This window comes from Bacillus pumilus, from assembly GCF_024498355.1.
GTDB lineage: Bacteria > Bacillota > Bacilli > Bacillales > Bacillaceae > Bacillus > Bacillus pumilus_P.
On the sequence record NZ_CP101834.1, the window covers coordinates 41,058 to 61,380 of the forward strand.

Annotated in this window: 21 protein-coding genes; 1 reads left to right on the plus strand and 20 read right to left on the minus strand. The window is 38.5% G+C overall.

Going from position 1 to position 20,323, the window contains the following annotated elements:
• Positions 1-30 precede the first annotated feature (30 nt).
• The 8 genes from NPA43_RS18890 to NPA43_RS18925 form a co-directional block, all read right to left on the minus strand.
• Positions 31-192: a hypothetical protein gene (locus tag NPA43_RS18890; RefSeq protein ID WP_256499765.1), complete on the minus strand. Its 162-nt coding sequence runs from the start codon at positions 190-192 to the stop codon at positions 31-33.
• A gap of 14 nt (positions 193-206) precedes the next feature.
• On the minus strand, positions 207-1,742 hold the full coding sequence (locus NPA43_RS18895) for a DNA cytosine methyltransferase (RefSeq protein ID WP_256499766.1): 1,536 nt from the start codon (positions 1,740-1,742) through the stop codon (positions 207-209).
• A complete protein-coding gene (locus NPA43_RS18900) occupies positions 1,732-1,977 on the minus strand; it encodes a hypothetical protein (RefSeq protein WP_256499699.1) in 246 nt (81 codons plus the stop codon). Before NPA43_RS18900 ends, NPA43_RS18895 begins: the two co-directional genes overlap by 11 nt.
• 21 nt (positions 1,978-1,998) lie before the next feature.
• Positions 1,999-2,214: a hypothetical protein gene (locus tag NPA43_RS18905; protein ID WP_256499700.1), complete on the minus strand. Its 216-nt coding sequence runs from the start codon at positions 2,212-2,214 to the stop codon at positions 1,999-2,001.
• Between the two features lie 938 nt (positions 2,215-3,152).
• On the minus strand, positions 3,153-3,560 hold the full coding sequence (locus NPA43_RS18910) for a hypothetical protein (RefSeq protein WP_256499701.1): 408 nt from the start codon (positions 3,558-3,560) through the stop codon (positions 3,153-3,155).
• Positions 3,561-3,595: 35 nt separating this feature from the next.
• On the minus strand, positions 3,596-4,015 hold the full coding sequence (locus tag NPA43_RS18915) for a hypothetical protein (RefSeq protein WP_106031842.1): 420 nt from the start codon (positions 4,013-4,015) through the stop codon (positions 3,596-3,598).
• A gap of 18 nt (positions 4,016-4,033) precedes the next feature.
• Positions 4,034-4,774, minus strand: a complete 741-nt coding sequence (locus NPA43_RS18920; protein ID WP_256499702.1) for a DUF2786 domain-containing protein — start codon at positions 4,772-4,774, stop codon at positions 4,034-4,036.
• A gap of 13 nt (positions 4,775-4,787) precedes the next feature.
• On the minus strand, positions 4,788-5,579 hold the full coding sequence (locus tag NPA43_RS18925) for a hypothetical protein (RefSeq protein ID WP_142393585.1): 792 nt from the start codon (positions 5,577-5,579) through the stop codon (positions 4,788-4,790).
• Between the two features lie 497 nt (positions 5,580-6,076).
• On the opposite strand from NPA43_RS18925, the gene NPA43_RS18930 reads away from it, so the two are divergent.
• Positions 6,077-6,274: a hypothetical protein gene (locus tag NPA43_RS18930; RefSeq protein WP_106031839.1), complete on the plus strand. Its 198-nt coding sequence runs from the start codon at positions 6,077-6,079 to the stop codon at positions 6,272-6,274.
• 193 nt (positions 6,275-6,467) lie between these two features.
• On the opposite strand, the gene NPA43_RS18935 is transcribed toward NPA43_RS18930, so the two are convergent.
• The 12 genes from NPA43_RS18935 to NPA43_RS18990 form a co-directional block, all read right to left on the minus strand.
• Entirely contained in the window at positions 6,468-6,857 is a 390-nt protein-coding gene (locus tag NPA43_RS18935) for a hypothetical protein (RefSeq protein ID WP_256499703.1), read from the minus strand.
• Between the two features lie 13 nt (positions 6,858-6,870).
• On the minus strand, positions 6,871-7,374 hold the full coding sequence (locus NPA43_RS18940; RefSeq protein WP_256499704.1) for a hypothetical protein: 504 nt from the start codon (positions 7,372-7,374) through the stop codon (positions 6,871-6,873).
• 12 nt (positions 7,375-7,386) lie between these two features.
• Entirely contained in the window at positions 7,387-7,773 is a 387-nt protein-coding gene (locus tag NPA43_RS18945; RefSeq protein ID WP_256499705.1) for a hypothetical protein, read from the minus strand.
• Positions 7,774-7,809: 36 nt separating this feature from the next.
• Positions 7,810-8,400, minus strand: a complete 591-nt coding sequence (locus tag NPA43_RS18950; protein WP_256499706.1) for a hypothetical protein — start codon at positions 8,398-8,400, stop codon at positions 7,810-7,812.
• Between the two features lie 956 nt (positions 8,401-9,356).
• Positions 9,357-9,515 (minus strand): hypothetical protein, encoded by a 159-nt coding sequence (locus NPA43_RS18955; protein ID WP_256499707.1) that lies wholly within the window; start codon positions 9,513-9,515, stop codon positions 9,357-9,359.
• 24 nt (positions 9,516-9,539) lie between these two features.
• Positions 9,540-9,788: an LPD11 domain-containing protein gene (locus NPA43_RS18960; protein ID WP_256499708.1), complete on the minus strand. Its 249-nt coding sequence runs from the start codon at positions 9,786-9,788 to the stop codon at positions 9,540-9,542.
• Complete coding sequence (locus tag NPA43_RS18965) at positions 9,788-10,318, minus strand: hypothetical protein (protein WP_256499709.1); 531 nt, start codon at positions 10,316-10,318, stop codon at positions 9,788-9,790. Before NPA43_RS18965 ends, NPA43_RS18960 begins: the two co-directional genes overlap by 1 nt.
• A gap of 930 nt (positions 10,319-11,248) precedes the next feature.
• Positions 11,249-14,266 carry an N-6 DNA methylase gene (locus NPA43_RS18970; RefSeq protein ID WP_256499710.1) on the minus strand — a complete coding sequence of 1,006 codons (3,018 nt, stop codon included), beginning with the start codon at positions 14,264-14,266 and terminating at the stop codon, positions 11,249-11,251.
• A 16-nt stretch (positions 14,267-14,282) separates the two neighbouring features.
• Positions 14,283-15,077, minus strand: a complete 795-nt coding sequence (locus NPA43_RS18975; RefSeq protein WP_106031832.1) for a hypothetical protein — start codon at positions 15,075-15,077, stop codon at positions 14,283-14,285.
• A gap of 948 nt (positions 15,078-16,025) precedes the next feature.
• The gene (locus tag NPA43_RS18980) at positions 16,026-16,811 is read right to left on the minus strand and encodes a hypothetical protein (RefSeq protein ID WP_256499711.1); all 786 of its coding nucleotides are present in this window, start codon (positions 16,809-16,811) and stop codon (positions 16,026-16,028) included.
• Positions 16,812-17,777: 966 nt separating this feature from the next.
• Positions 17,778-19,211, minus strand: coding sequence for a hypothetical protein (locus NPA43_RS18985; RefSeq protein ID WP_256499712.1), 1,434 nt, complete (start codon positions 19,209-19,211; stop codon positions 17,778-17,780).
• A gap of 67 nt (positions 19,212-19,278) precedes the next feature.
• Complete coding sequence (locus tag NPA43_RS18990) at positions 19,279-19,848, minus strand: hypothetical protein (protein WP_256499713.1); 570 nt, start codon at positions 19,846-19,848, stop codon at positions 19,279-19,281.
• Between the last annotated feature and the right edge of the window lie 475 nt (positions 19,849-20,323).

A 20,323-nucleotide genomic window follows, 5' to 3' on the forward strand; every position in this document is an offset into this window, starting at 1 on the left:
ATTTACTTTTGAGAAAAGAAAAAACCGCGTTTATGCGGTTTTAAATAAAGTCACATCTATAATGTCATCTAAATCACACAAGCGACTACATAAAGCTCTTTCTAGGTCGTCACCTGTAACGCCCTTTCTAATGAGTGCGTCCTTGATTTTTTGAATATCACTCTTTTCTAAGCAATAAATATATTGATTCATTGTGAACCCCCTCTTCACACTTGCACCAAGTGTGGGTGTTTGTTAAAACTGTTTATAGCTTTTTTGATCACTTTAGCAATCGCTTTTCCGATCTCAACTGGCACAGCGTTTGCTATTTGTTGTTGCATTGATGACAGGGACCCCTTGAATACGAATGAATCTTTTAAACCAAATAGTCTCGCGCATTCCCGTACACTTAAAATGCGATTTTCTATCGGGTGAGTGATTAGACTTTTTCTTGGATTTGCTATCGTGATCGATGGCTCATCCATATTAAGTCTTTTATAAACCGAACTATGTGTATTGCCACTCAACATCCTAGCATTTTTCAAATAATCTGGAATAGAAGTCCAGTTCTCCCCCTGCTTCACATACCGCATTCTTTCAATCGTATCTTCCCTACTCTTTGATATATCTGTTTGATTGGGAACCCAATCATATAGATTTTCAAATGCTTCTCGTACTGTTTTATATTTAGAAGTATTGGGTTTCGGAAGTTCGATCGGTCCAATTTTTGAACCAATAAAAATTGCACGTTTTCGTTTTTGTGCGGAACCCATATCAACGGCATTAATTACTCCATATGAAATGGTGAACTCGGACAATTCTTTTACAATCTCATCTTTAAATTGACCATTCCCTGCCGTTAGGATTTCCGGCACGTTTTCTAGGACAAACACCTTACAATGCTTGTTTGCTTTCACTGCTTCAATATATTTTTTTACTAATAAGTTATTTGGATTTTCAAGGAATGATGTTTTTCTGTTCGAGCTTGAAAATCCTTGACATGGGCTACCTCCAATCATGATAGGAGCCTTAATGTCATTGAATATTGAGAAGTCAAAGTTTGTTAGATCGGCTTGCTGAATATGACTCCCCAAATTAGCTTTATACGTTTGAATTGCCTCTGCATCCTTTTCTAACGCCAATTTTACAGTGAACCCTTCTTCAACAAAGCCCTGGTCGAAGATCCCAGCACCACTAAATAGACTAATTATCTGTAGTGGTAATTTATGCTGATTGACCAAATTTGTTGTGATAGCGTTGTTTTCAACGCGATTTGTACCGGCATCCAAGTAGTCGAATATAGAAAATTGCTGGTAGCTGTCTCCGACTACTTGATCCAGTTGCTTTCTTGAAAGCAATACTTCTAGTCTGTTTTTTTGCTTGAAGACCTTCTTCTCTTTCTTTTTGAAAGAGAAGAAATCCTTGAGCTGACCTAGCTTGTTAGATAATGCTGTTTTTTTTTTGATTCCACGAATAAGGATTTGATCATCAAAGATCTCGATTTCTAATTGATCAACACCTGCGAATCCTTGCAAAGCATCCTTTTTACGAATATCAATCACAGGCTTATAACTTCCGTTATAGGCTCTTTTTGATACGGTGTTTCTAGTTTGTTCCGCAGGCACAATTGTTACTGTATTGCTCTTAGGATCAATGATGTAGTCAAAGTTTTTACCTACTTCAAATTGTGTTTGAAGTAGTTGGGCATCCTGGATGTAAATGCCTCTTTTGCTGGGTTTCGCTGTTCTCTTTTTAATCAACAATCTCATCACGCCCCAGATCCACTGGAATAAGATCAGTTGCGTATGCTTGGATCGTTATTCCCTTTTCTTTGCTGAAAGCCTCATATATGTGAATCTCATCGTCCAAAATGATTTGTGTAATTTCAAAAACATCACTGCCATTGCTATTCAAGCCTAGCTCTTTTCTTGTAATATCATCTAAGTCAATTTGCACAGCCAGTCCAATATTAAATTCAAATACCTCGTTCTTATTCATTGTCATTTCTCCTTTTGATAATTAGTAGATTTTTGGTAAGTCCAATTGTTTTTCGATTTCTTCTCGAACGTTTGAGATTTTTTCAATATCCCAAGAGAATTCGGGTAACACTTCTTTCGATGTTGCGCTATAAATTTGATACATTTCGACTAACATATTGAAAATCACATTGTCGATATTATCTTGCGTTTCAATATGTCTTTTTGTTTGATAGTTGTCTTTGTATTGATTTGTCATATGACGTTCCTCATTTCCCTTTTATTTGTCTTTTTACCTCCGAAGGGGTTGGTCCCCATAGGGGATGAATTTTCCCTTTTGACATGTAGAACGGACAACTGAGGATAGACGCATGACAAGAGGGCCGCAGGCATCGCGGTAGCGACAAGTGCTGATTTGCCTTTAGGTAGCGTAACCGTTGCTTCAGGAATGTTTAGCATAGGCTCTACTGCTAAACATTTCTGAGGCTTACGAGTTACGACTGATCAGCATTTGCTCTTGTCATGTGGCTTGCCGTCTTATCAAAAAGTGTGGTAAAGAGCCGCAGGCGCAAACTTTGGCACGCTTTTTGATTAGCCGGCCCCGAATGTTGTACGCTTCGGAGGTCAAAAGGGAAATGTTATTTCAATGGCAGCCGTAGGCTGGCTACCGATGGTTTTAGGAAGCTTCAGCTTCCGTCAAGCAGGCTCTAGCCTGCACGCAGTCGGCCGCGCGTGAAGAACGATGGAGGAACAATGCAGCTGTTGTCCTGGTGCAGCCAGGGCTTACAGATGTTTGTTATCCCATGGTTTAGCGTGGAGCGAGATACCATGAAATGTTGGCCGGTGTTGTGTACCGGCTTACAGTTCATGAGTAGACCCACAGGGCAGCCCTAAACAGGTTTTAATGAGTTAATGATCATTAATACAGGGGTTCAATCTCAAACTTAAACAGTGATGAGATAAGAAGGATAAGAGCGTGTAAGATGGAGTAAGAGAGCCACTGGAATCAAGCTGATACAAAATAAAAAAGCTATGCGATGACAACGAAGTTGGCAGAGCATAGCAAAGAATTTGTCTTTTGGGCAGCGTTAGCTGACCCAGCAGGCTCGATGCCTGCGTTTTAATAAAAGGAAAGCTTCAGCTTTCCATCCAAGCGTAGCGCAATAAGAAAACCGCACTTTTGCGGTTTTCTTTGGTTTAATCTATATCGCAAGGACAAATTAAATCATCTTGTATTACCTTGCCCTTTACAATGTTAACTTTTTGGACGTAATCCGATGGGGTATTTGCCCGAATTGCAATATCTATATTAAATTGTTTAGAAATGGATTCTAGCAGCTGCGTGTCGATTTCAAACGCTGCGGAAAATTGACATTCTATCACTTGGCATTTTTGATGATCCATCGTGATATTATGACATGAAAGATAATGCCTATCAGAATCCACTATAAGATAATCACTATCTGGTGTTAGCATTTCAAACTTCGATTTACTGTTTCTAATTTCAATCGAATTTCCCATTGGTATTAAACCATTTAAGAGAAACTGAATCAAATTAGAACGAAACCCACTTAACTGAATATTCCCCTCTACCCAATCAGCCATAACATTTGTACCTCTCTCTCGTCAGTAGTCTTTTTTTAATCATTATCAACTAATGTGAAAACATCATCTCTTATGATTTGTCCGTTCTTAATGGAAATGTTCTGTTGGAAGTAATCAACCGTTTCTTCCCCTGAAGCATTTATGTTCAGGTTATATTTTTGAGCGATGTCCAAAAGTTCACTCGATTGGATTTTCCATTTGCATGTTAATTCCATGCGAACGGTGTAAATGTCATCACGTACTATTTCAAGGGGAATGTCATCACCCCAAGAATGGACTACGAGACTTGTATCAATCATTAATAATGCTGCCCCTGTATCTTTGAGACATTGATCTTCTTCGTCTAGTGTTGGCGGAACACCATTTGATTCAGTCACTAACCCTTGAAGAATAAACTTCTTCAAGTTCGTATATTTACCAGTTACAGCGATTCTTCCTTCAACATAATTCGCCATGTCTATTCCTCCTTTAGTTCAAAAATTGGTAATATCATCGTCAATCGTTTGTTTCAAATAATCCATCTGTTCCCCCTCTTTACGACCTCTATGATAAGCCTCTACCTCACCAATTGATGGAGTTTTTACCGGCTTTGCCTTACCCGAAAAGCCCTTTGCTAGATCATTGTAAGCCCTCGAAACTTCTTTAGGGGTTATGACCATTAAGCCAAACTCTTGTTCCATTTCTTTAACTTGCTTTTCAAATTTTTCACTCAGTCCAGTTAGAAATCCTAACATATATGAATTTTTAAGTTCTTTTGTTTTCTCTTTCGTTCTAATTACAAAGGCATCTCTCTGATAATAGTTTTTGACGAATCTTGTGCTGTACTTACTTATAGCATCATAAGCAAGCACGTACATTTCTTTAGCTAAATTCACATCATTTTCGAAACCAAAGAAAATAATACTACTCTTCCTCCTTTTTTCACCGTTTAAAAATCTATTATGATAGTAGAATTTTACTCTGAAATTATTTGCTATTATTCCGGCTAATTGTCTTTCCCACCAAAATAATTTTTTATATGCAACAGCCTGTCCTTTAATAATTTCTTGCTTTTCATCTCTAGTTGTTTCTACATCACTCTGCTGAATATCATGTTTGATCATTAGCTTTTGAGCTAATAAGAAAGCACTTTGGGATTCCTCATCATTTTTTGAGTCATCCGCAATTGCCAGTAAACCTTTTATCTTCTTTATAATCGATTCATTTCTGTTCATGTTTTCACCCTCCTTAGAAAATCTCTTCGAATCTAATACTTTCAATTGCAATGATTTCTTCTATAATTCTATGTTTTTCATTTTGGAGGAAATTTTGTGGACCTGTATAATCCCAATTGGCTACACATGTGTCTGACAACTGAATCATTATTCTGGTTGCTCGACCTACAGCCTCTTTTAAGAATGTTTCTGAATCATAGAAGGGGTTTGTTAGAATTCCTTCGTCATAAGCGTAAATCCAATAATCAAGCAATTCTTCTGCCCATGCTTTTTTCAACTGCTCTTGCTGATCTTTGTCTTCAGGAATGCACACATTTTCTGAAATGTACAATCCGAGGTCGTAACCTGAAGTAATTTGTTTATCTGTTTCATTTAAAATTCGTTTGATTTCTCCCTTGCAATACTTATCAAACACGAAAGTGTTAGATTCTGTGACTTGCATCAATTCGTCCTGAATTTCATTAATCAATACTGGCAAGGCTTTTGAAGAACAGTATCTTTTTACATTATTTAATACCGCATAACCTGTTATATAAGAACCCTGTTTAATTTGTTCAATTGCTTCAAGGACATTTTCTACATCATTTTGTTTTTGTTCGATGTTACTGATCATTGTTCTAGCTCCTTTGTTTTTCATTTTTACCTCCGAAGGGGTACGCCCCTTCAGGGTGAATTTTTCCCTTTTGACAGGTAGAACGGACAACTGAGGATAGACGCATGACAAGAGGGCCGCAGGCATCGCGTTAGCGACAAGTGCTGATTTGCCTTTAGGTAGCGTAACCGTTGCTTCAGGGATGTTTAGCATAGGCTCTACTGCTAAACATTCCTGGGGCTTACGAGTTACGACTGATCAGCATTTGCTCTTGTCATGTGGCTTGCCGTCTTATCAAAAAGTGTGGTAAAGAGCCGGAGGCGCAAACTTTGGCACGCTTTTTGATTAGCCGGCCCCGAATGTTGTACGCTTCGGAGGTCAAAAGGGAAATGTCACTTTAACGGCAGCCGGAGGCTGGCTACCGATGGTTTTAGGAAGCTTCAGCTTCCGTCAAGCAGGCTCTAGCCTGCACGCAGTCGGCCGCGCGTGAAGAACGATGGAGGAACAATGCAGCTGTTGTCCTGGTGTAGCCAGGGCTTACAGATGTTTGTTATCCCATGGTTTAGCGTGGAGCGAGATACCATGAAATGTTGGCCGGTGTTTTGTACCGGCTTACAGTTCATGAGTAGACCCGCAGGGCAGCCCGGATCTCGTAGTCAATAAAATGTTTTTAGAATATAATTGTGCTTTATTGAAAGGAGCAATATTTCATGCAAACTGAGCGTATAATCGCTGTTATAAAGAACGATACAGAATTACCATTGAATAAAAGAAGAATTCCATTCAAACCTGCTATTATGGTGGACGGTGAAGTAGAGGAAGTACACATGGAAGAGTTATCAGAGCTAGAAAAAGAAAAGTATTTTTCGATTCTCAATAAAGTATTAGAACAGAATGGTGCATCATAGTTATAGATCGCTATGCGATGACAACGTAGTTGGCAGAGCATAGCAAAGGTTTTGACTTTTGGGCAGCGTTAGCTGACCCAGCAGGCTCGATGCCTGCGTTTTAATAAAAGGAAAGCTATAGCTTTCCTACCATGCGTAGGCCAGCGATAGGCTGGACAACGCAAGAAACCACTAGGGTACTCCCCTAGTGGTTTTATTCGAATCGTTTTAATACATCCGTTGACAGATCAAACAAGTCATCATTGTAAGTGAGTAATCTGATATATTCTATTACGGTAAGGGCTTGCTGATCTCCCTCTTTTAATTTCTGAATGGCTTTATCTAAGTATTTCAATTCAGTTTCAAGACCGTCTCGATTAAATATAGAAATATCTTTTAAAGCTTTAATCCGACTTTGGACACCAACCAGTTTTTCATTCATTTGAATAGTATTCAGTTCATTATGAATCTCTCTTACATCAGCTTCTATAGAGCCGTATGCAATAAGTTCAGAAATATCTTGTATCCCTTCTTCTTTTGCTTCTTGATGAGAAGTAGAACTAACTTCTACTGCAATTGTCACTGAATATTGCTTGTTGTTCATACGATCTCCCCTTTTAATTCCACTCAACTATGTAGAATTTTTCTTTCATTCGATTTACTATTTCATCCACTGAGCTTATAGAGCCATCCAAGATGATAGACCCAGTGTCGATGTGAATTACAGCAAAGTGAAGCATTTCTCCCTCATCATTTGCTTTGTTAATTAAGTAATCTTCATACCATTCTGTTAAGGTTATAGTCTCGACCTTTTGAATTGTCACTTTAACCTCAAATGAATCTTTGAATTGGTCATATGTCATAACTTTTGGTCTGTTGCAAATGGCTAAAAGTTCAGATCCTAAGTGTGCAGCACCGGCTTTCAAACACCGGTGTTCAACAAGAGACTCGACAAAAATGCGTCCCTCTTCTTGCAACAATTTCACCTTTTGTAAGGCTGACTTTAAAAGTTCAGCCCCGCGTAAGTCCTCACCTTGATAATGAGAACAGTCTTTTGCATAGTCATTTAACTTGTGTTCATAATTTTCAATTTCTTTACTAAACAACTCTTTTTTCTTCATTTTCCCACTCTCCTAGTGAATTTTTTCATCTTTTTCATATTGCTTTATTTCTTTATGAAGCTGACCCTCGCAGATCAGCAGGCGAATATCTGTTAAATCGGCAAGGCAGTGTACTTCTATTTCAAACGTCAGTTTAAATTGTTTAGACAAATGAGTAAGAAGTTTTTCATCAACACCTCTCGCGGCTTCAAACGGAAGTGATATTTTAGTAGTGTCTTTATATGAAATATCGCTTGTTTGAATAAAGTTGGCATTGCTGCCCTTTATCCTAGTAAACACTTTTCCTTCACGATCAGATTCATCAGATTCATGAAAATTCACACAATAAGCAAGGAAAAAAGGAATCTGATCGCCAGTTATTTTGATTCGACCTTTACAAAAATTAGTCATTTTTTGCATCCCCCATTCCTCTTTAATAGTGCAAAGAATCCCCCTTTACAGTTTTTCATTATAAAAAATCAATTCTCCGTTCAAGTCAAACATAATGTCTAATAATGTTTTGACTTGTAAATCTCTATCAACCATACTACTTTCAGTCTCTATGCTAAATTCGTCTATCAGTGTTCCTTTCTCTACAATGATACTCAAATAGTCATAAGAACTAACATCTACTACTTCAATTCCTCCACTATAGTCTAAGTTCCAATAACCATCACCATTTAACAAAATAAAAATTTCAATTCGTTTTTCCTTGATATCCCTAATTGACCAGTCATTACAGTTAATCGGATTCGGAAACGGTTGATCCATGTAATTATCTAAATGTCCGTTCACTAAAGATGCTAAGATTAAATAAGTATCATAATCTCTTGAAGTGAAGTCCTTTTCTTTTGTTAAAAATTCGAGCATATCTTCCTTATAGAGTGGTAAATCTCTAACGTCAAAACTCTTATCTTCAAACGAATAAAGACCAAGTTTGTTTTCGATATAAACAGTTACAATTTTGTGGTAACAATCTGAAATTGAAAATAATACTTTTTTATTGCAGAAGATATCTGCTGGTACTTCTACTTCTTTATATGGCATATTTTTTTCTCTCCTTTTTTCTTTTTACCTCCGAAGGGGTACGCCCCTTCAGGGTGAATTTTTCCCTTTTGACAGGTAGAACGGACAACTGAGGATAGACGCATGACAAGAGGGCCGCAGGCATCGCGTTAGCGACAAGTGCTGATTTGCCTTTAGGTAGCGTAACCGTTGCTTCAGGGATGCTTAGCATAAGCTCTACTGCTAAACATCCCTGGGGCTTACGAGTTACGACTGATCAGCATTTGCTCTTGTCATGTGGCTTGCAGTCTTATCAAAAAGTGTGGTAAAGAGCCGGAGGCGCAAACTTTGGCACGCTTTTTGATTAGCCGGCCCCGAATGTTGTACGCTTCGGAGGTCAAAAGGGAAATGTCACTTTAACGGCAGCCGTAGGCTGGCTACCGATGGTTTTAGGAAGCTTCAGCTTCCGTCAAGCAGGCTCTAGCCTGCACGCAGTCGGCCGCGCGTGAAGAACGATGGAGGAACAATGCAGCTGTTGTCCTGGTTCAGCCAGGACTTACAGATGTTTGTTATCCCATGGTTTAGCGTGGAGCGAGATACCATGAAATGTTGGCCGGTGTCTTGTACCGGCTTACATTTCATGAGTAGACCCGGAGGGCAGCCCGACAAAAGAATTTAAGGGTTTGGGAGAAGAAACTAAAAGAGTATAAGGACCATGCTGAAGATCAGTGAAAAGAATAAAGAGGTCATGATATTGCAGGAGGTACTAATGACGAGAGAATTTAAAACTGAAGGATATCACTATGCAGCTATGCGATGACAACGAAGTTGGCAGAGCATAGCAAAGGTTTTGTCTTTTGGGCAGCGTTAGCTGACCCAGCAGGCTCGATGCCTGCGTTTCTATAAATGGAAAGCTAAAGCTTTCCTACCATGCGTGGGCCAGCTGTAAGCTGGACAAGCGTTAAAAAACCACTAGGGCTTATCCTAGTGGTTGCTTTTTATTTAGTTAATGTGTAAATATCAGTTGTTTTCAACCCTTGATCTAAAGCTAGAAGTTCTTTTGTTGATTGAATCTCATCAGGGAATGTACCCTCTATCGTTATTCTAGACAACTCTTCATCTGTGTTCTTATTATAAAATATTATCCATTCTTTCAACCGTATCACCTCTTATCTCTATTTTTAGCCGATCATTTTGACTTCAAGGGCTAAAATATCTTCCCATGTCAACCATTCCGGCTTATCATCTATTGAAAAACTGTTCCATAATTTTTTCATTGTGTTAATGTGTCTTTTTTCATCTCCTGCCCATAATTTTTTTTTGTTCCTGCCTCCGTTTCCTAAATAGTAACGACAATCTGATTGTAAACGGCTCAATAATTGGTATCTAAATGTGTCACTGTATTCTAAAATATCTCTTTGTTTTGCCATTATCTTAAATCCCCTTCTGAATAAGTTGAGAAAAGTACATGAAAAAACTTTTCAATGTCTGAATCTTCTTGTACAGGGAATTTCAACATTTCTACATCATCTTCATTGCATAGGACTAGAGATTTATAATAAGGATTGTCAACACAACCTATACCAAAGTTAGGAACCCATTCACTTTCAGCTTCGAATGAGACATATACCTTCAATTTGTGACCTAGATCATTAGGTGTGTAAGAGGCAAATTCTTTAGCGAATTTAAAAGGTTCAATCATAGCAAAATCTAAATCTCCTCTTGCAATGGAGGCTATGATTAAATGACGATGATAATCTTCCCTAAATTCGTATAAATTTTGATCTTCATCAAAAAGTGGAAGTCTACTAACTTCAAATTCATCAGCTTCATACCATGAAAGTGAATAAACCTCTTCTTTTAAATAATCATACCTCTCATCGCGATAAGCATAATAAATTTCAATATCATTCACTTTTAAAAAAATCTCGGCTGGCACTTCAATATCTTTATAAGGCATTTGAACTTCTCCTTTAATTTTTCTTTTTACCTTCGAAGGGGTTAGTCCCCTTCAGGGTGAATTTTTCCCTTTTGACAGGTAGAACGGACAACTGAGGATAGACGCATGACAAGAGGGCCGCAGGCATCGCTTTAGCGACAAGTGCTGATTTGCCTTTAGGTAGCGTAACCGTTGCCCCAGGGATGTTTAGCATAGGCTCTACTGCTAAACATTCCTGGGGCTTACGAGTTACGACTGATCAGCATTTGCTCTTGTCATGTGGCTTGCCGTCTTATCAAAAAGTGTGGTAAAGAGCCGGAGGCGCAAACTTTGGCACGCTTTTTGATTAGCCGGCCCCGAATGTTGTACGCTTCGGAGGTCAAAAGGGAAATGTCACTTTAACGGCAGCCGGAGGCTGGCTACCGATGGTTTTAGGAAGCTTCAGCTTCCGTCAAGCAGGCTTTAGCCTGCACGCAGTCGGCCGCGCGTGAAGAACGATGGAGGAACAATGCAGCTGTTGTCCTGGTGCAACCAGGGCTTACAGATGTTTGTTATCCCATGGTTTAGCGTGGAGCGAGATACCATGAAATGTTGGCCGGTGTCTTGTACCGGCTTACAGTTCATGAGTAGACCCACAGGGCAGCCCGACAAAAGAATTTAAGGGTTTGAGAGAAGAAACTAAAAAAGTGTAGGGACCTTACTGAAGAACATGAAGATACATAAGATAGAAGAATTCATATAGAGGATGAACGTAATGAGAGGATCTAAAATCGTGTAGTTGCACCAGGCAGCTATGCGATGACAACGTAGTTGGCAGAGCATAGTAAAGGTTTTGTCTTTTGGGCAGCGTCAGCTGACCCAGCAGGCTCGATGCCTGCGTTTTAATAAAAGGAAAGCTTCAGCTTTCCTACCATGCGTAACGCCAGCGAATTGCTGGTGTTACGCCCCCTTTCAGGAGCATTTAGAAAACTTTTGATCTCCCCAGGCAATGTAGGTTTTTCCGTCCTTGTCTTGCTCTTTGGTCAAGAGCATGTCGAGAATGTCACCATCAAGCCCAAAACGCTCATTAATTTCTGAGCTATCAAGATCCTCATTCTTCATGAAACAATTTATCTTTTCTTTGCTCATGACCAGCTGTAACATGTTTGATTCTATGCTGTTTTCAACGGTCAAAAAGTGGATTTCTTTTTGATCCGTTGACGTATAACGGACAAAGCGTCCGAAAAATTGTTGCATGGCTGAGAAATTCCACTGCATTTCTAGCAATAGAACACGATTGACAAAATCAATGTTCATGCTGCTTGGAAGGGATTGCTGGGTGCAAATTAAAATACCGTTTTCTGTATTCTTTAAATTTTTGACGATCTGTTTTCTTTGTTCAAATGACGCTTTATCTCCTGTGATGACAAACACAGGACGATCAGGAAAATGATCTTTTATATAACTGGCATATCGGTTTACAGCTTCTACATGAGTGCAACCGATGGCAACTTTATCATGCTGCCATTCTTTCAAAAGGTTAATCGTTTCAATCGCTTTAGACGGCATTACGTTTGCGCTATGCTCTTTGAAACTATTAGGAAGGACACAGGCTTTTAAAAGGCTGTTTAATTGGTTGATGATCATTAGCAGTGAATCTTTTCTTGTGTTCCCTGTGCTTTTATAAAGGTTAGTCATTCTATAAAATTCTTTCATGATGGTGCTATACAGATCCTTTTCGCTTGAATTAAACTGACAAAAATTCTGTTTTATTTCATAGATCGCCTTTCCTGCTACTTCTTCAAATGTACGTGTAATCATTGACCGATCAATCAAGCTTTTAAGATGATCGCTATTGTATATCGATTGATCATGTTTACCGATCCCGAAGACTGTTACTTTTTCAGGTGAAAAGCATTGCTTGAACAAGCGATGCCCTTTTTTATATGCCGGAAAAGGCTTGTTGTAATGCTTATTTTCTTTTTGTCCAAGCTGTTTGGTCTTTCGGTCCTCTTCGTATAGCGTTTCACACTTACAAAGAAAATTGACCGAATTGTTATACATCAATTCAAATGCTGTGAAGGCTTCTGAAACATTGTTTCTTGTGCTGGTGGCACTTAATAAGACTTTATATTTAACGCGTCTGAAGCAATTTAAAACGGCTTTTGTGCGTTTTGATGAAGGATTAGAAATGTTGTCGGCTTCATCCAGTACAAGCATGACTTTTTGTGATTGTCTCTTGATGTACCGTTTTATAAATCTTTCGTACTTTGTCAGCATGTTAAATGTCATGATGACGATTTGTCCTTGTTCAATAGTTTCAATGTCTTTCATGCTTTTGATCTGTTTCACATTGAAACCATAACTTATCAAGATATCGTGCCAGTTGTTATTAATCGCGATAGCAGGCGCAACGATAAAAACGTTTTTGATGTTGCTGTGTTGTTGCCTGTACATGATTTGCGCTATAGCTGAAATGCTCTTTCCTGATCCTGTTCCCCACTGAAGATATGCATGATCTTTCATGAGTAGTTTTCCAGTATCGGTTTTTTGAATGTCATTCAGCTTAATAACATTTTGATTCTCTGAATCATGAATCTCTAATTGATCCAGAAAGCTTGTTATTTGTTCGGTCGGCTTGATCTCCGTCAATTTCTTTTGTGCTAGTGTGTACGTTCTCTGTTTCTTCAGGAACAGCTTTAAAAAACGTTTATCCTGAAAAGGATAATAACCATCACGCAGCAAGTCCGAAAAATCCGTGCTTTTTGTTCCTTTCTGCATATTTAACAGCCGTTTTTCTTTATAACTGTATGCTTTCAGTTTCAAACCGTATCTTGTTTTCACAAGTGCGGTTCTTTTATCCTTGGGCTTTCCATGTTGTTCTTTTAAGACTCTTTTTAAATAATTCAGTACCTTTTTTTCGGTTAGCTTCTTTTTGTTCCATTCCTCCATGTCCATTTCATGCGGTTTTGATTGTGTGAAATAGCGTTCCACATATTGCTCACATTTTGCGGCTTTATGGCTAATTGCCGGATGCCTCTTTATATCAAAAAGAAGCTTGTTCACCTTGTCTAAAAATCCTTTTTTACTTTCGTGAAGTTCCGCAAGCTCAGATCGTATTTTATGCCGGACTTGTTCTTTTTGCTGAAGCGCAGGATGAACAAAATTTTCATAGATGAATTGTGAATCTAGCCCTTCTGTGTAATTGATTTCATATGGAACATTTGGAAGGTGTTCACTTTTGTTTTGAAAGATCATTACTTTTGTTTCATAATGATCAACGCCCATTTGTTTAAAGGCGTTTGTCGGCAAGGCAAGCTGACAAATAAAATTAAATGAATCATTTACTTCATTTATCATGCCAGTGTAAAAGTCATCATTCAAAAAGCTATTAGGTACAATGAGAGCTAATATGCCCCCTGGCTTCAACAATGTGCTTGCTTTTTGGACGTAAAATAATTGACTTAAAATTTCATTGCTGTTGACTTTCCACCTTAAATTGAAAGGAGGGTTGCCCACTATGAAATCAAATTTCATGTCTGGACTATAGAAACGTATATCCTCATTTGAAAGATTAGCGTTAGGGTACAAATGGCGCGCCACTTTAAACGCCTTTATATCAAGCTCATTACCGTACACGTTTTCTTGATTAGGGCAATAGTTGAAGAAATTACCCATGCCACATGTTAGATCCGCAATTAAATCTTTTTCAGTCGGTTTTAAACACTCCAACAAGAACCTTGAAAGCTCATGAGGCGTAAAGAATTGACCATTTTCAATTTCCTTTTTTGCTTCTGAATAAAGGTGATAATTTTCGAAGGAAGAAAAGGAAAGACCATGAAGCCCCCCTTCTCCTGTATAAGAGTTGAAAATGTCCTCCTTTGTGATTTGCATATCCTCGCATTTGTTGTTTTCAATAAGATATAAAATCTTCTCGTTGATTGCTTTTCTTTGTTCAAACGGTATGATTTGACTTATTGTTTTGTACATTGCCGGATCTCCTTTCTTACTTTTTTAGATATGTGTTGGCAAACTCATTTGCAAACTCCATTGAATGAAATTCGATAGACACTTTGCCATTTTTGAACGCCTTGAAGCTTTTAATTTTATTGAAATTTTCCATTTCATATTTATCAAAAATAGGAGCCTTTCTTGAACCTTCCCGCATTTCTTTTTCAATCGATACAAATTTATTAATTTTTGTTGGCTCTCCATTTTCAAACAGTGATAGAGCATCAAATAACTTATCTAATTTTTCTTCACTTCTATAATAAATTCTTAAATTTCCGTACCAGTCATCTTCAATGTGTAGATAATTGGGTAAGTGCAAAGTGTGTTTTTTGACTTCAAATTTATATACGGCATCTTTTATTTTGTTCTTTATTTGCTCGTTTGCCATTTCTGCAAAAGAGTAGCCGCCTAATTGTTCAAATAAATGTTCTAGCACCTCTTCAAACGTGATGAATTGTTCAAAAGAGTAACTTTTATAAATAAATGAATAATCAAATTCAACATTGTATTTCTTTGAAAAATATTGTGTAATCGCTTCTGTAAATGCATCATTACATTCTTGTTGAGCTTTTTCTATTTCATTAACCACGCCATATTTCCGAATATATTTTTCCTTAATCGAATCGACTAACAGTAATGTATTTACACTCTTATAAGCTTGTTCCAAGGCTTTCCTTGCTACTTTATAAGACTCTTCCTCTTTTAAACAAAATTGTTCATCTTCTTGTGAAATGCGGCTAGTGTTATCAATTGTGACTTCTTCAAAACGTTGTAATAGGTTTAGGTTCATTTTTGTTTTGCTCCTTTAGTTTTTTTATTTTTGACCTCCGAAGGGCTTTGCCCTTCAGGGTGAATTTTTCCCTTTTGACAGGTAGAACGGACAACTGAGGATAGACGCATGACAAGAGGGCCGCAGGCATCGCGTTAGCGACAAGTGCTGATTTGCCTTTAGGTAGCGTAACCGTTGCCTCAGGAATGTTTAGCATAGGCTCTACTGCTAAACATTCCTGGGGCTTACGAGTTACGACTGATCAGCATTTGCTCTTGTCGTGTGGCTGGCCGTCTTATCAAAAAGTGTGGTAAAGAGCCGCAGGCGCAAACTTTGGCACGCTTTTTGATTAGACGGCCCCGAATGTTGTACGCTTCGGAGGTCAAAAGGGAAATGTCACTTCAATGGCAGCCGTAGGCTGGCTACCGATGGGTTTAGGAAGCTTCGGCTTCCGTTAAGCAGGCTTTAGCCTGCACGCAGTCGTCCGCGCGTAAAGAACGATGGAGGAACAATGCAGCTGTTGTCCTGGTGGAACCAGGGCTTACAGATGTTTGTTATCCCATGGTTTAGCGTGGAGCGAGATGCCATGAAATGTTGGCCGGTGTCTTGTGCCGGCTTACAATTCATGAGTAGACCCGGAGGGCAGCCCGACAAAAGAATTTAGGAGAAGAAAATAAAAAAGCGATAAGGATCGTGCTGAAGATCATTAGAAAGAATAAAAAGGTCATTGAAGTTCGTACTAATAACAAAAGGTTTCAAAACTGATGGATTCCACTATGCAGCTATGCGATGACAACGTAGTTGGCAGAGCATAGCAAAGATTTTGTCTTTTGGGCAGCGTTAGCTGACCCAGCAGGCTCGATGCCTGCGTTTTAATAAAAGGAAAGCTTCAGCTTTCCTACCATGCGTAGGCCAGCGATTAGCTGGCCAAAAGTGAAAAAACCACTAGGGATTTCCCAAGTGGTTTTTTCACTTACTGAGATATGTGTTAGCAAATTCATTTGCAAACTCCATTGAATGAAATTCGATAGACACTTTGCCATTTTTGAACGCCTTGAAGCTTTTGATTTTTCGAAATATATCAAAGCTATATTTTTCAAAAATAGCGTGGTGCTTTGAACCTTCTCCCATTTCATATTTAATCTGATTCAAAGCATTTGTTTCGATTGGCGAACCATTTTCAAATAACATCAAGGCATCGAATAATTTTTCTAGTTTTCCTTTGCTTTGATAGAAGATTTTAAAAGATTCGAACCATTCTTCAATATAGAGAAAATTTGGTAAGTGCAACGTGTGTTTTTTTACTTCGAATCTATATACGGATTTTTTTATTTTTTCTTTTATTTGCTCGTTTGCCATTTCAACAAACGTAAAGCCACCTAATTCCGCGAATAAATGGTCTAACACCTCATCAAGCGTGATTAATTGTTGATATGAGAATTTTTGATCAAGTTTTGAGTAATCAAAATCAACATTGTATTTTTTTGAAAAATATTGGGTTATTGCTCTAATAAAATTATAACCACAATTTACCTTGGCTTCTTTTATTTTAGAAATCACATCATTTGTATGAATATATCTTTCTTTAAGCGTTGACCCTGACCACAATTCATTTATGACTTTGTATGCTTTATCTATGGCTTTCCAAGCTTCATCATAAGAGTGTTGCTCATTTAAACAAAATTGTTCATCCTCTTGTGAAATGCGACTTGTGTGATTAATTTCAACAGTTTCTAATTTTTGTAATAGGTCCATTTTTCTTTTGCTCCTTTTGTTTTTTTATTTTTGACCTCCGAAGGGGTATGCCCCTTCAGGGTGAATTTTTCCCTTTTGACATGTAGAACGGACAACTGAGGATAGACGCATGACAAGAGGGCCGCAGGCATCGCGTTAGCGACAAGTGCTGATTTGCCTTTAGGTAGCGTAACCGTTGCTTCAGGGATGTTTAGCATAGGCTCTACTGCTAAACATTCCTGGGGCTTACGAGTTACGACTGATCAGCATTTGCTCTTGTCATGCGGCTGGCCGTCTTATCAAAAAGTGTGGTAAAGAGCCGCAGGCGCAAACTTTGGCACGCTTTTTGATTAGCCGGCCCCGAATGTTGTACGCTTCGGAGGTCAAAAGGGAAATGTCACTTTAACGGCAGCCGTAGGCTGGCTACCGATGGGTTTAGGAAGCTTCAGCTTCCGTCAAGCAGGCTCTAGCCTGCACGCAGTCGGCCGCGCGTAAAGAACGATGGAGGAACAATGCAGCTGTTGTCCTGGGTGAAAGCCAGGGCTTACAGATGTTTGTTATCCCATGGTTTAGCGTGGAGCGAGATACCATGAAATGTTGGCCGGTGTTCTGTACCGGCTTACAGTTCATGAGTAGACCCGGAGGGCAGCCCTAAGTAGTTGGAATGCAATTTTTATAGAAGGAATATAAGATGTCTTTTCTAAAACAATGGAATTGCTGTTAGATGGACCTATAAGGCTTTATTACGTCCATAGAAGGCATAATGAGGGTGATGTCGTTAAAACTTAGGAGAAGGAACGCTATGCGATGACAACGTAGTTGGCAGAGCATAGCAAAGGTTTTGTCTTTTGGGCAGCGTTAGCTGACCCAGCAGGCTCGATGCCTGCGTTTCAATCAGAGGAAAGCTTTAGCTTTCCTACCATGCGAACGCCAGCGAAAAGCTGGTGCTTCGCAACAAAAAAGGCTAGGTTCCCCTAGCCTTTCGCTTTAATATTGGTCTATTAACTTGCCCTTAAAGTTGAACATGATATCAAAGAGTGTCCTCATCTGCATATCTTTGTCAACCACACTACTTTCACTTTCAAGTTCATATTCAACTAGCAGTTCGTCATCTAAAATTATAGTTGACTTGATATATGAATAAATGTCTACTCCATCAATTGATCCTCCATCACTGACATTCCAAAACCCATCACCATATATCTCCATGACGACCTTTAATCTGTCACTGCTGTCACTGAAATCATCTATTGAAAAATCGCGAACATCGATAACATGATGAAATGGCGCTTGCATGTATTGATCTAAATGACCATTCACAATTGAGGCTAAAATAAGATAAGAGTGATATTCTTCAATGTTAAACCCTTTCTCGCTTGTGATTTCAACCGTATCTTTGTCATACAAAGGTAATTCTCTTACATCAAAAATCTTCCCATTCATTTTTTCAAATGAATAATGATTGGGACCTTCAATATAAACACATTTGTATGAATCTTGGTCGCGATAATGGAGAAACGCCTTTCGTTCTTTGAATTCTCCCCTATTCAATAGAATATGAGGAAATGCCCTCAATTCATTATCAGATTCAACCGTCATATGCAAGAAGATTTGACCATCCACAATCAAATTGAAATGATGAAAGGAATCAACTTTTACTTGATCAACTTGCCCACCAAAGGATAAATTTCCCTTGCCATAAAATTTCGTTTCAATTTTAGCCCTTTCTTTAAATTCTTCTAGTGACCAATTCATAAAATCATATGAATCATTACTTTCTAGGTAATCATTGAAATGCCCATGAGCTATTGAAGCCAAAATTAATAGACGATGATATTCGTTTTCTTTCAGCATCAAAGCAGACGCTAATTCAGGATTATACAAAGGTAATTCCTTAATGTTGAATTCATGTCCCTTCTTACTAAACAACGTATATATTCCTTCTCCTGCCTCATATACACGTTTAAATGAAGTTTGATCACCAAACTCTAAAAATTCTGATCTGTGAACATATTCTTCATCGATATCCAATTCTTCATGAAAGTTAATGCACTCAACCGCACTAATTTCTTTGATCATTTGATCTGCAATATCACCTAGATCAATTGGATTATCCCAATGTTTTTTTGCAATTGGTGATTGACGTAACAGATACGTCATACCAAAGCTAATGGCTTCAAATGCAAATTTTTTAAAATTAGAAAATGGATTTGTATAGATGAATCCGTAAGTGTTCACATGGACAAAGAATAAATTCAATTCGTCTTCCCATGCTTTTCGCATGAGCTGAACCTGTTTAACATACAATTGAATATTTTCTGTCGTTTGCAGATTTAGTGTAGACGTATCCATATGGATTGACCTTTTCTCTTGTATGACCTCAATCAAGTTTTCTATACAAAATAAAGTAAATGTTTTCATGGTTTTTTGCTCCTTTTTTCTTTTTTATCTACGAAAATTTAACGTCACATTCAGGATCATCTTAAATTTAATTATTTAATAAAATTTTAATAAATGCCCACAATTCATTATTGGTTTCAGCCGTAGAAGTGAGTATAGTTTGATCGTCCACTATCAATTTAAAATGATGGAATGAATCTACAAGTACATTTTCTATTTCGTTATCAATATAGGATTCAGCTGTCAATGTTCCTTTACCGTAAAAGTACGTTTCAACCCTTGCTCTTCTTGAAAAATCTTCATTGGTCCAATTTAAATACTCATACGATTTAAAAGGCGTAGCCAGCAAATGATCTAAATGCCCATGGGCAATTGAAGCCAAGATTAATAATCGGTGAAATTCGCTTTCCATCAGCCCCAATTTTGAAGCTAGTTCAGAGTTATACAAAGGTAATTCCTGAATGAAAATATCTTTTCCTTTGCCAGTAGACAGCGTGTATTTCCCTTCACCACTCTCATATACTCTCTTGATCGACATGTGATCCCCAAACTCCAAAAACTCTGATCTGTGGATTGAGTTTTTTCCATGAATGACTCCAATCAATTTTTCTTTACAGAACGCAATGAATGTTTTCAATTGTTTTGCTCCTTTTTTCATTTTTACCTCCGAAGGGGTTTGTCCCCTTCAGGGGATTAATTTTCCCTTTTGACAGGTAGAACGGACAACTGAGGATAGACGCATGACAAGAGGGCCGCAGGCATCGCGGTAGCGACAAGTGCTGATTTGCCTTTAGGTAGCGTAATCGTTGCTTCAGGGATGTTTAGCATAGGCTCTACTGCTAAACATTCCTGGGGCTTACGAGTTACGACTGATCAGCATTTGCTCTTGTCGTGTGGCTTGCCGTCTTATCAAAAAGTGTGGTAAAGAGCCGCAGGCGCAAACTTTGGCACGCTTTTTGATTAGCCGGCCCCGAATGTTGTACGCTTCGGAGGTCAAAAGGGAAATGTCACTTTAACGGCAGCCGTAGGCTGGCTACCGATGGGTTTAGGAAGCTTCAGCTTCCGTCAAGCAGGCTTTAGCCTGCACGCAGTCGTCCGCGCGTAAAGAACGATGGAGGAACAATGCAGCTGTT

What these genes read in the sequence shown, in the direction of transcription:
- NPA43_RS18890 (WP_256499765.1), bottom strand. Translation starts at nt 192, where the DNA reads ATGAATCAATATATTTATTGCTTAGAAAAGAGTGATATTCAAAAAATC.
- NPA43_RS18900 (WP_256499699.1), bottom strand. Translation starts at nt 1,977, where the DNA reads ATGAATAAGAACGAGGTATTTGAATTTAATATTGGACTGGCTGTGCAA.
- NPA43_RS18905 (WP_256499700.1), bottom strand. Translation starts at nt 2,214, where the DNA reads ATGACAAATCAATACAAAGACAACTATCAAACAAAAAGACATATTGAA.
- NPA43_RS18910 (WP_256499701.1), bottom strand. Translation starts at nt 3,560, where the DNA reads ATGGCTGATTGGGTAGAGGGGAATATTCAGTTAAGTGGGTTTCGTTCT.
- NPA43_RS18915 (WP_106031842.1), bottom strand. Translation starts at nt 4,015, where the DNA reads ATGGCGAATTATGTTGAAGGAAGAATCGCTGTAACTGGTAAATATACG.
- NPA43_RS18920 (WP_256499702.1), bottom strand. Translation starts at nt 4,774, where the DNA reads ATGAACAGAAATGAATCGATTATAAAGAAGATAAAAGGTTTACTGGCA.
- NPA43_RS18925 (WP_142393585.1), bottom strand. Translation starts at nt 5,579, where the DNA reads ATGCTAAACATCCCTGAAGCAACGGTTACGCTACCTAAAGGCAAATCA.
- NPA43_RS18930 (WP_106031839.1), top strand. Translation starts at nt 6,077, where the DNA reads ATGCAAACTGAGCGTATAATCGCTGTTATAAAGAACGATACAGAATTA.
- NPA43_RS18935 (WP_256499703.1), bottom strand. Translation starts at nt 6,857, where the DNA reads ATGAACAACAAGCAATATTCAGTGACAATTGCAGTAGAAGTTAGTTCT.
- NPA43_RS18940 (WP_256499704.1), bottom strand. Translation starts at nt 7,374, where the DNA reads ATGAAGAAAAAAGAGTTGTTTAGTAAAGAAATTGAAAATTATGAACAC.
- NPA43_RS18945 (WP_256499705.1), bottom strand. Translation starts at nt 7,773, where the DNA reads ATGCAAAAAATGACTAATTTTTGTAAAGGTCGAATCAAAATAACTGGC.
- NPA43_RS18950 (WP_256499706.1), bottom strand. Translation starts at nt 8,400, where the DNA reads ATGCCATATAAAGAAGTAGAAGTACCAGCAGATATCTTCTGCAATAAA.
- NPA43_RS18960 (WP_256499708.1), bottom strand. Translation starts at nt 9,788, where the DNA reads ATGGCAAAACAAAGAGATATTTTAGAATACAGTGACACATTTAGATAC.
- NPA43_RS18965 (WP_256499709.1), bottom strand. Translation starts at nt 10,318, where the DNA reads ATGCCTTATAAAGATATTGAAGTGCCAGCCGAGATTTTTTTAAAAGTG.
- NPA43_RS18970 (WP_256499710.1), bottom strand. Translation starts at nt 14,266, where the DNA reads ATGTACAAAACAATAAGTCAAATCATACCGTTTGAACAAAGAAAAGCA.
- NPA43_RS18975 (WP_106031832.1), bottom strand. Translation starts at nt 15,077, where the DNA reads ATGAACCTAAACCTATTACAACGTTTTGAAGAAGTCACAATTGATAAC.
- NPA43_RS18980 (WP_256499711.1), bottom strand. Translation starts at nt 16,811, where the DNA reads ATGGACCTATTACAAAAATTAGAAACTGTTGAAATTAATCACACAAGT.
- NPA43_RS18985 (WP_256499712.1), bottom strand. Translation starts at nt 19,211, where the DNA reads ATGAAAACATTTACTTTATTTTGTATAGAAAACTTGATTGAGGTCATA.
- NPA43_RS18990 (WP_256499713.1), bottom strand. Translation starts at nt 19,848, where the DNA reads ATGAAAAAAGGAGCAAAACAATTGAAAACATTCATTGCGTTCTGTAAA.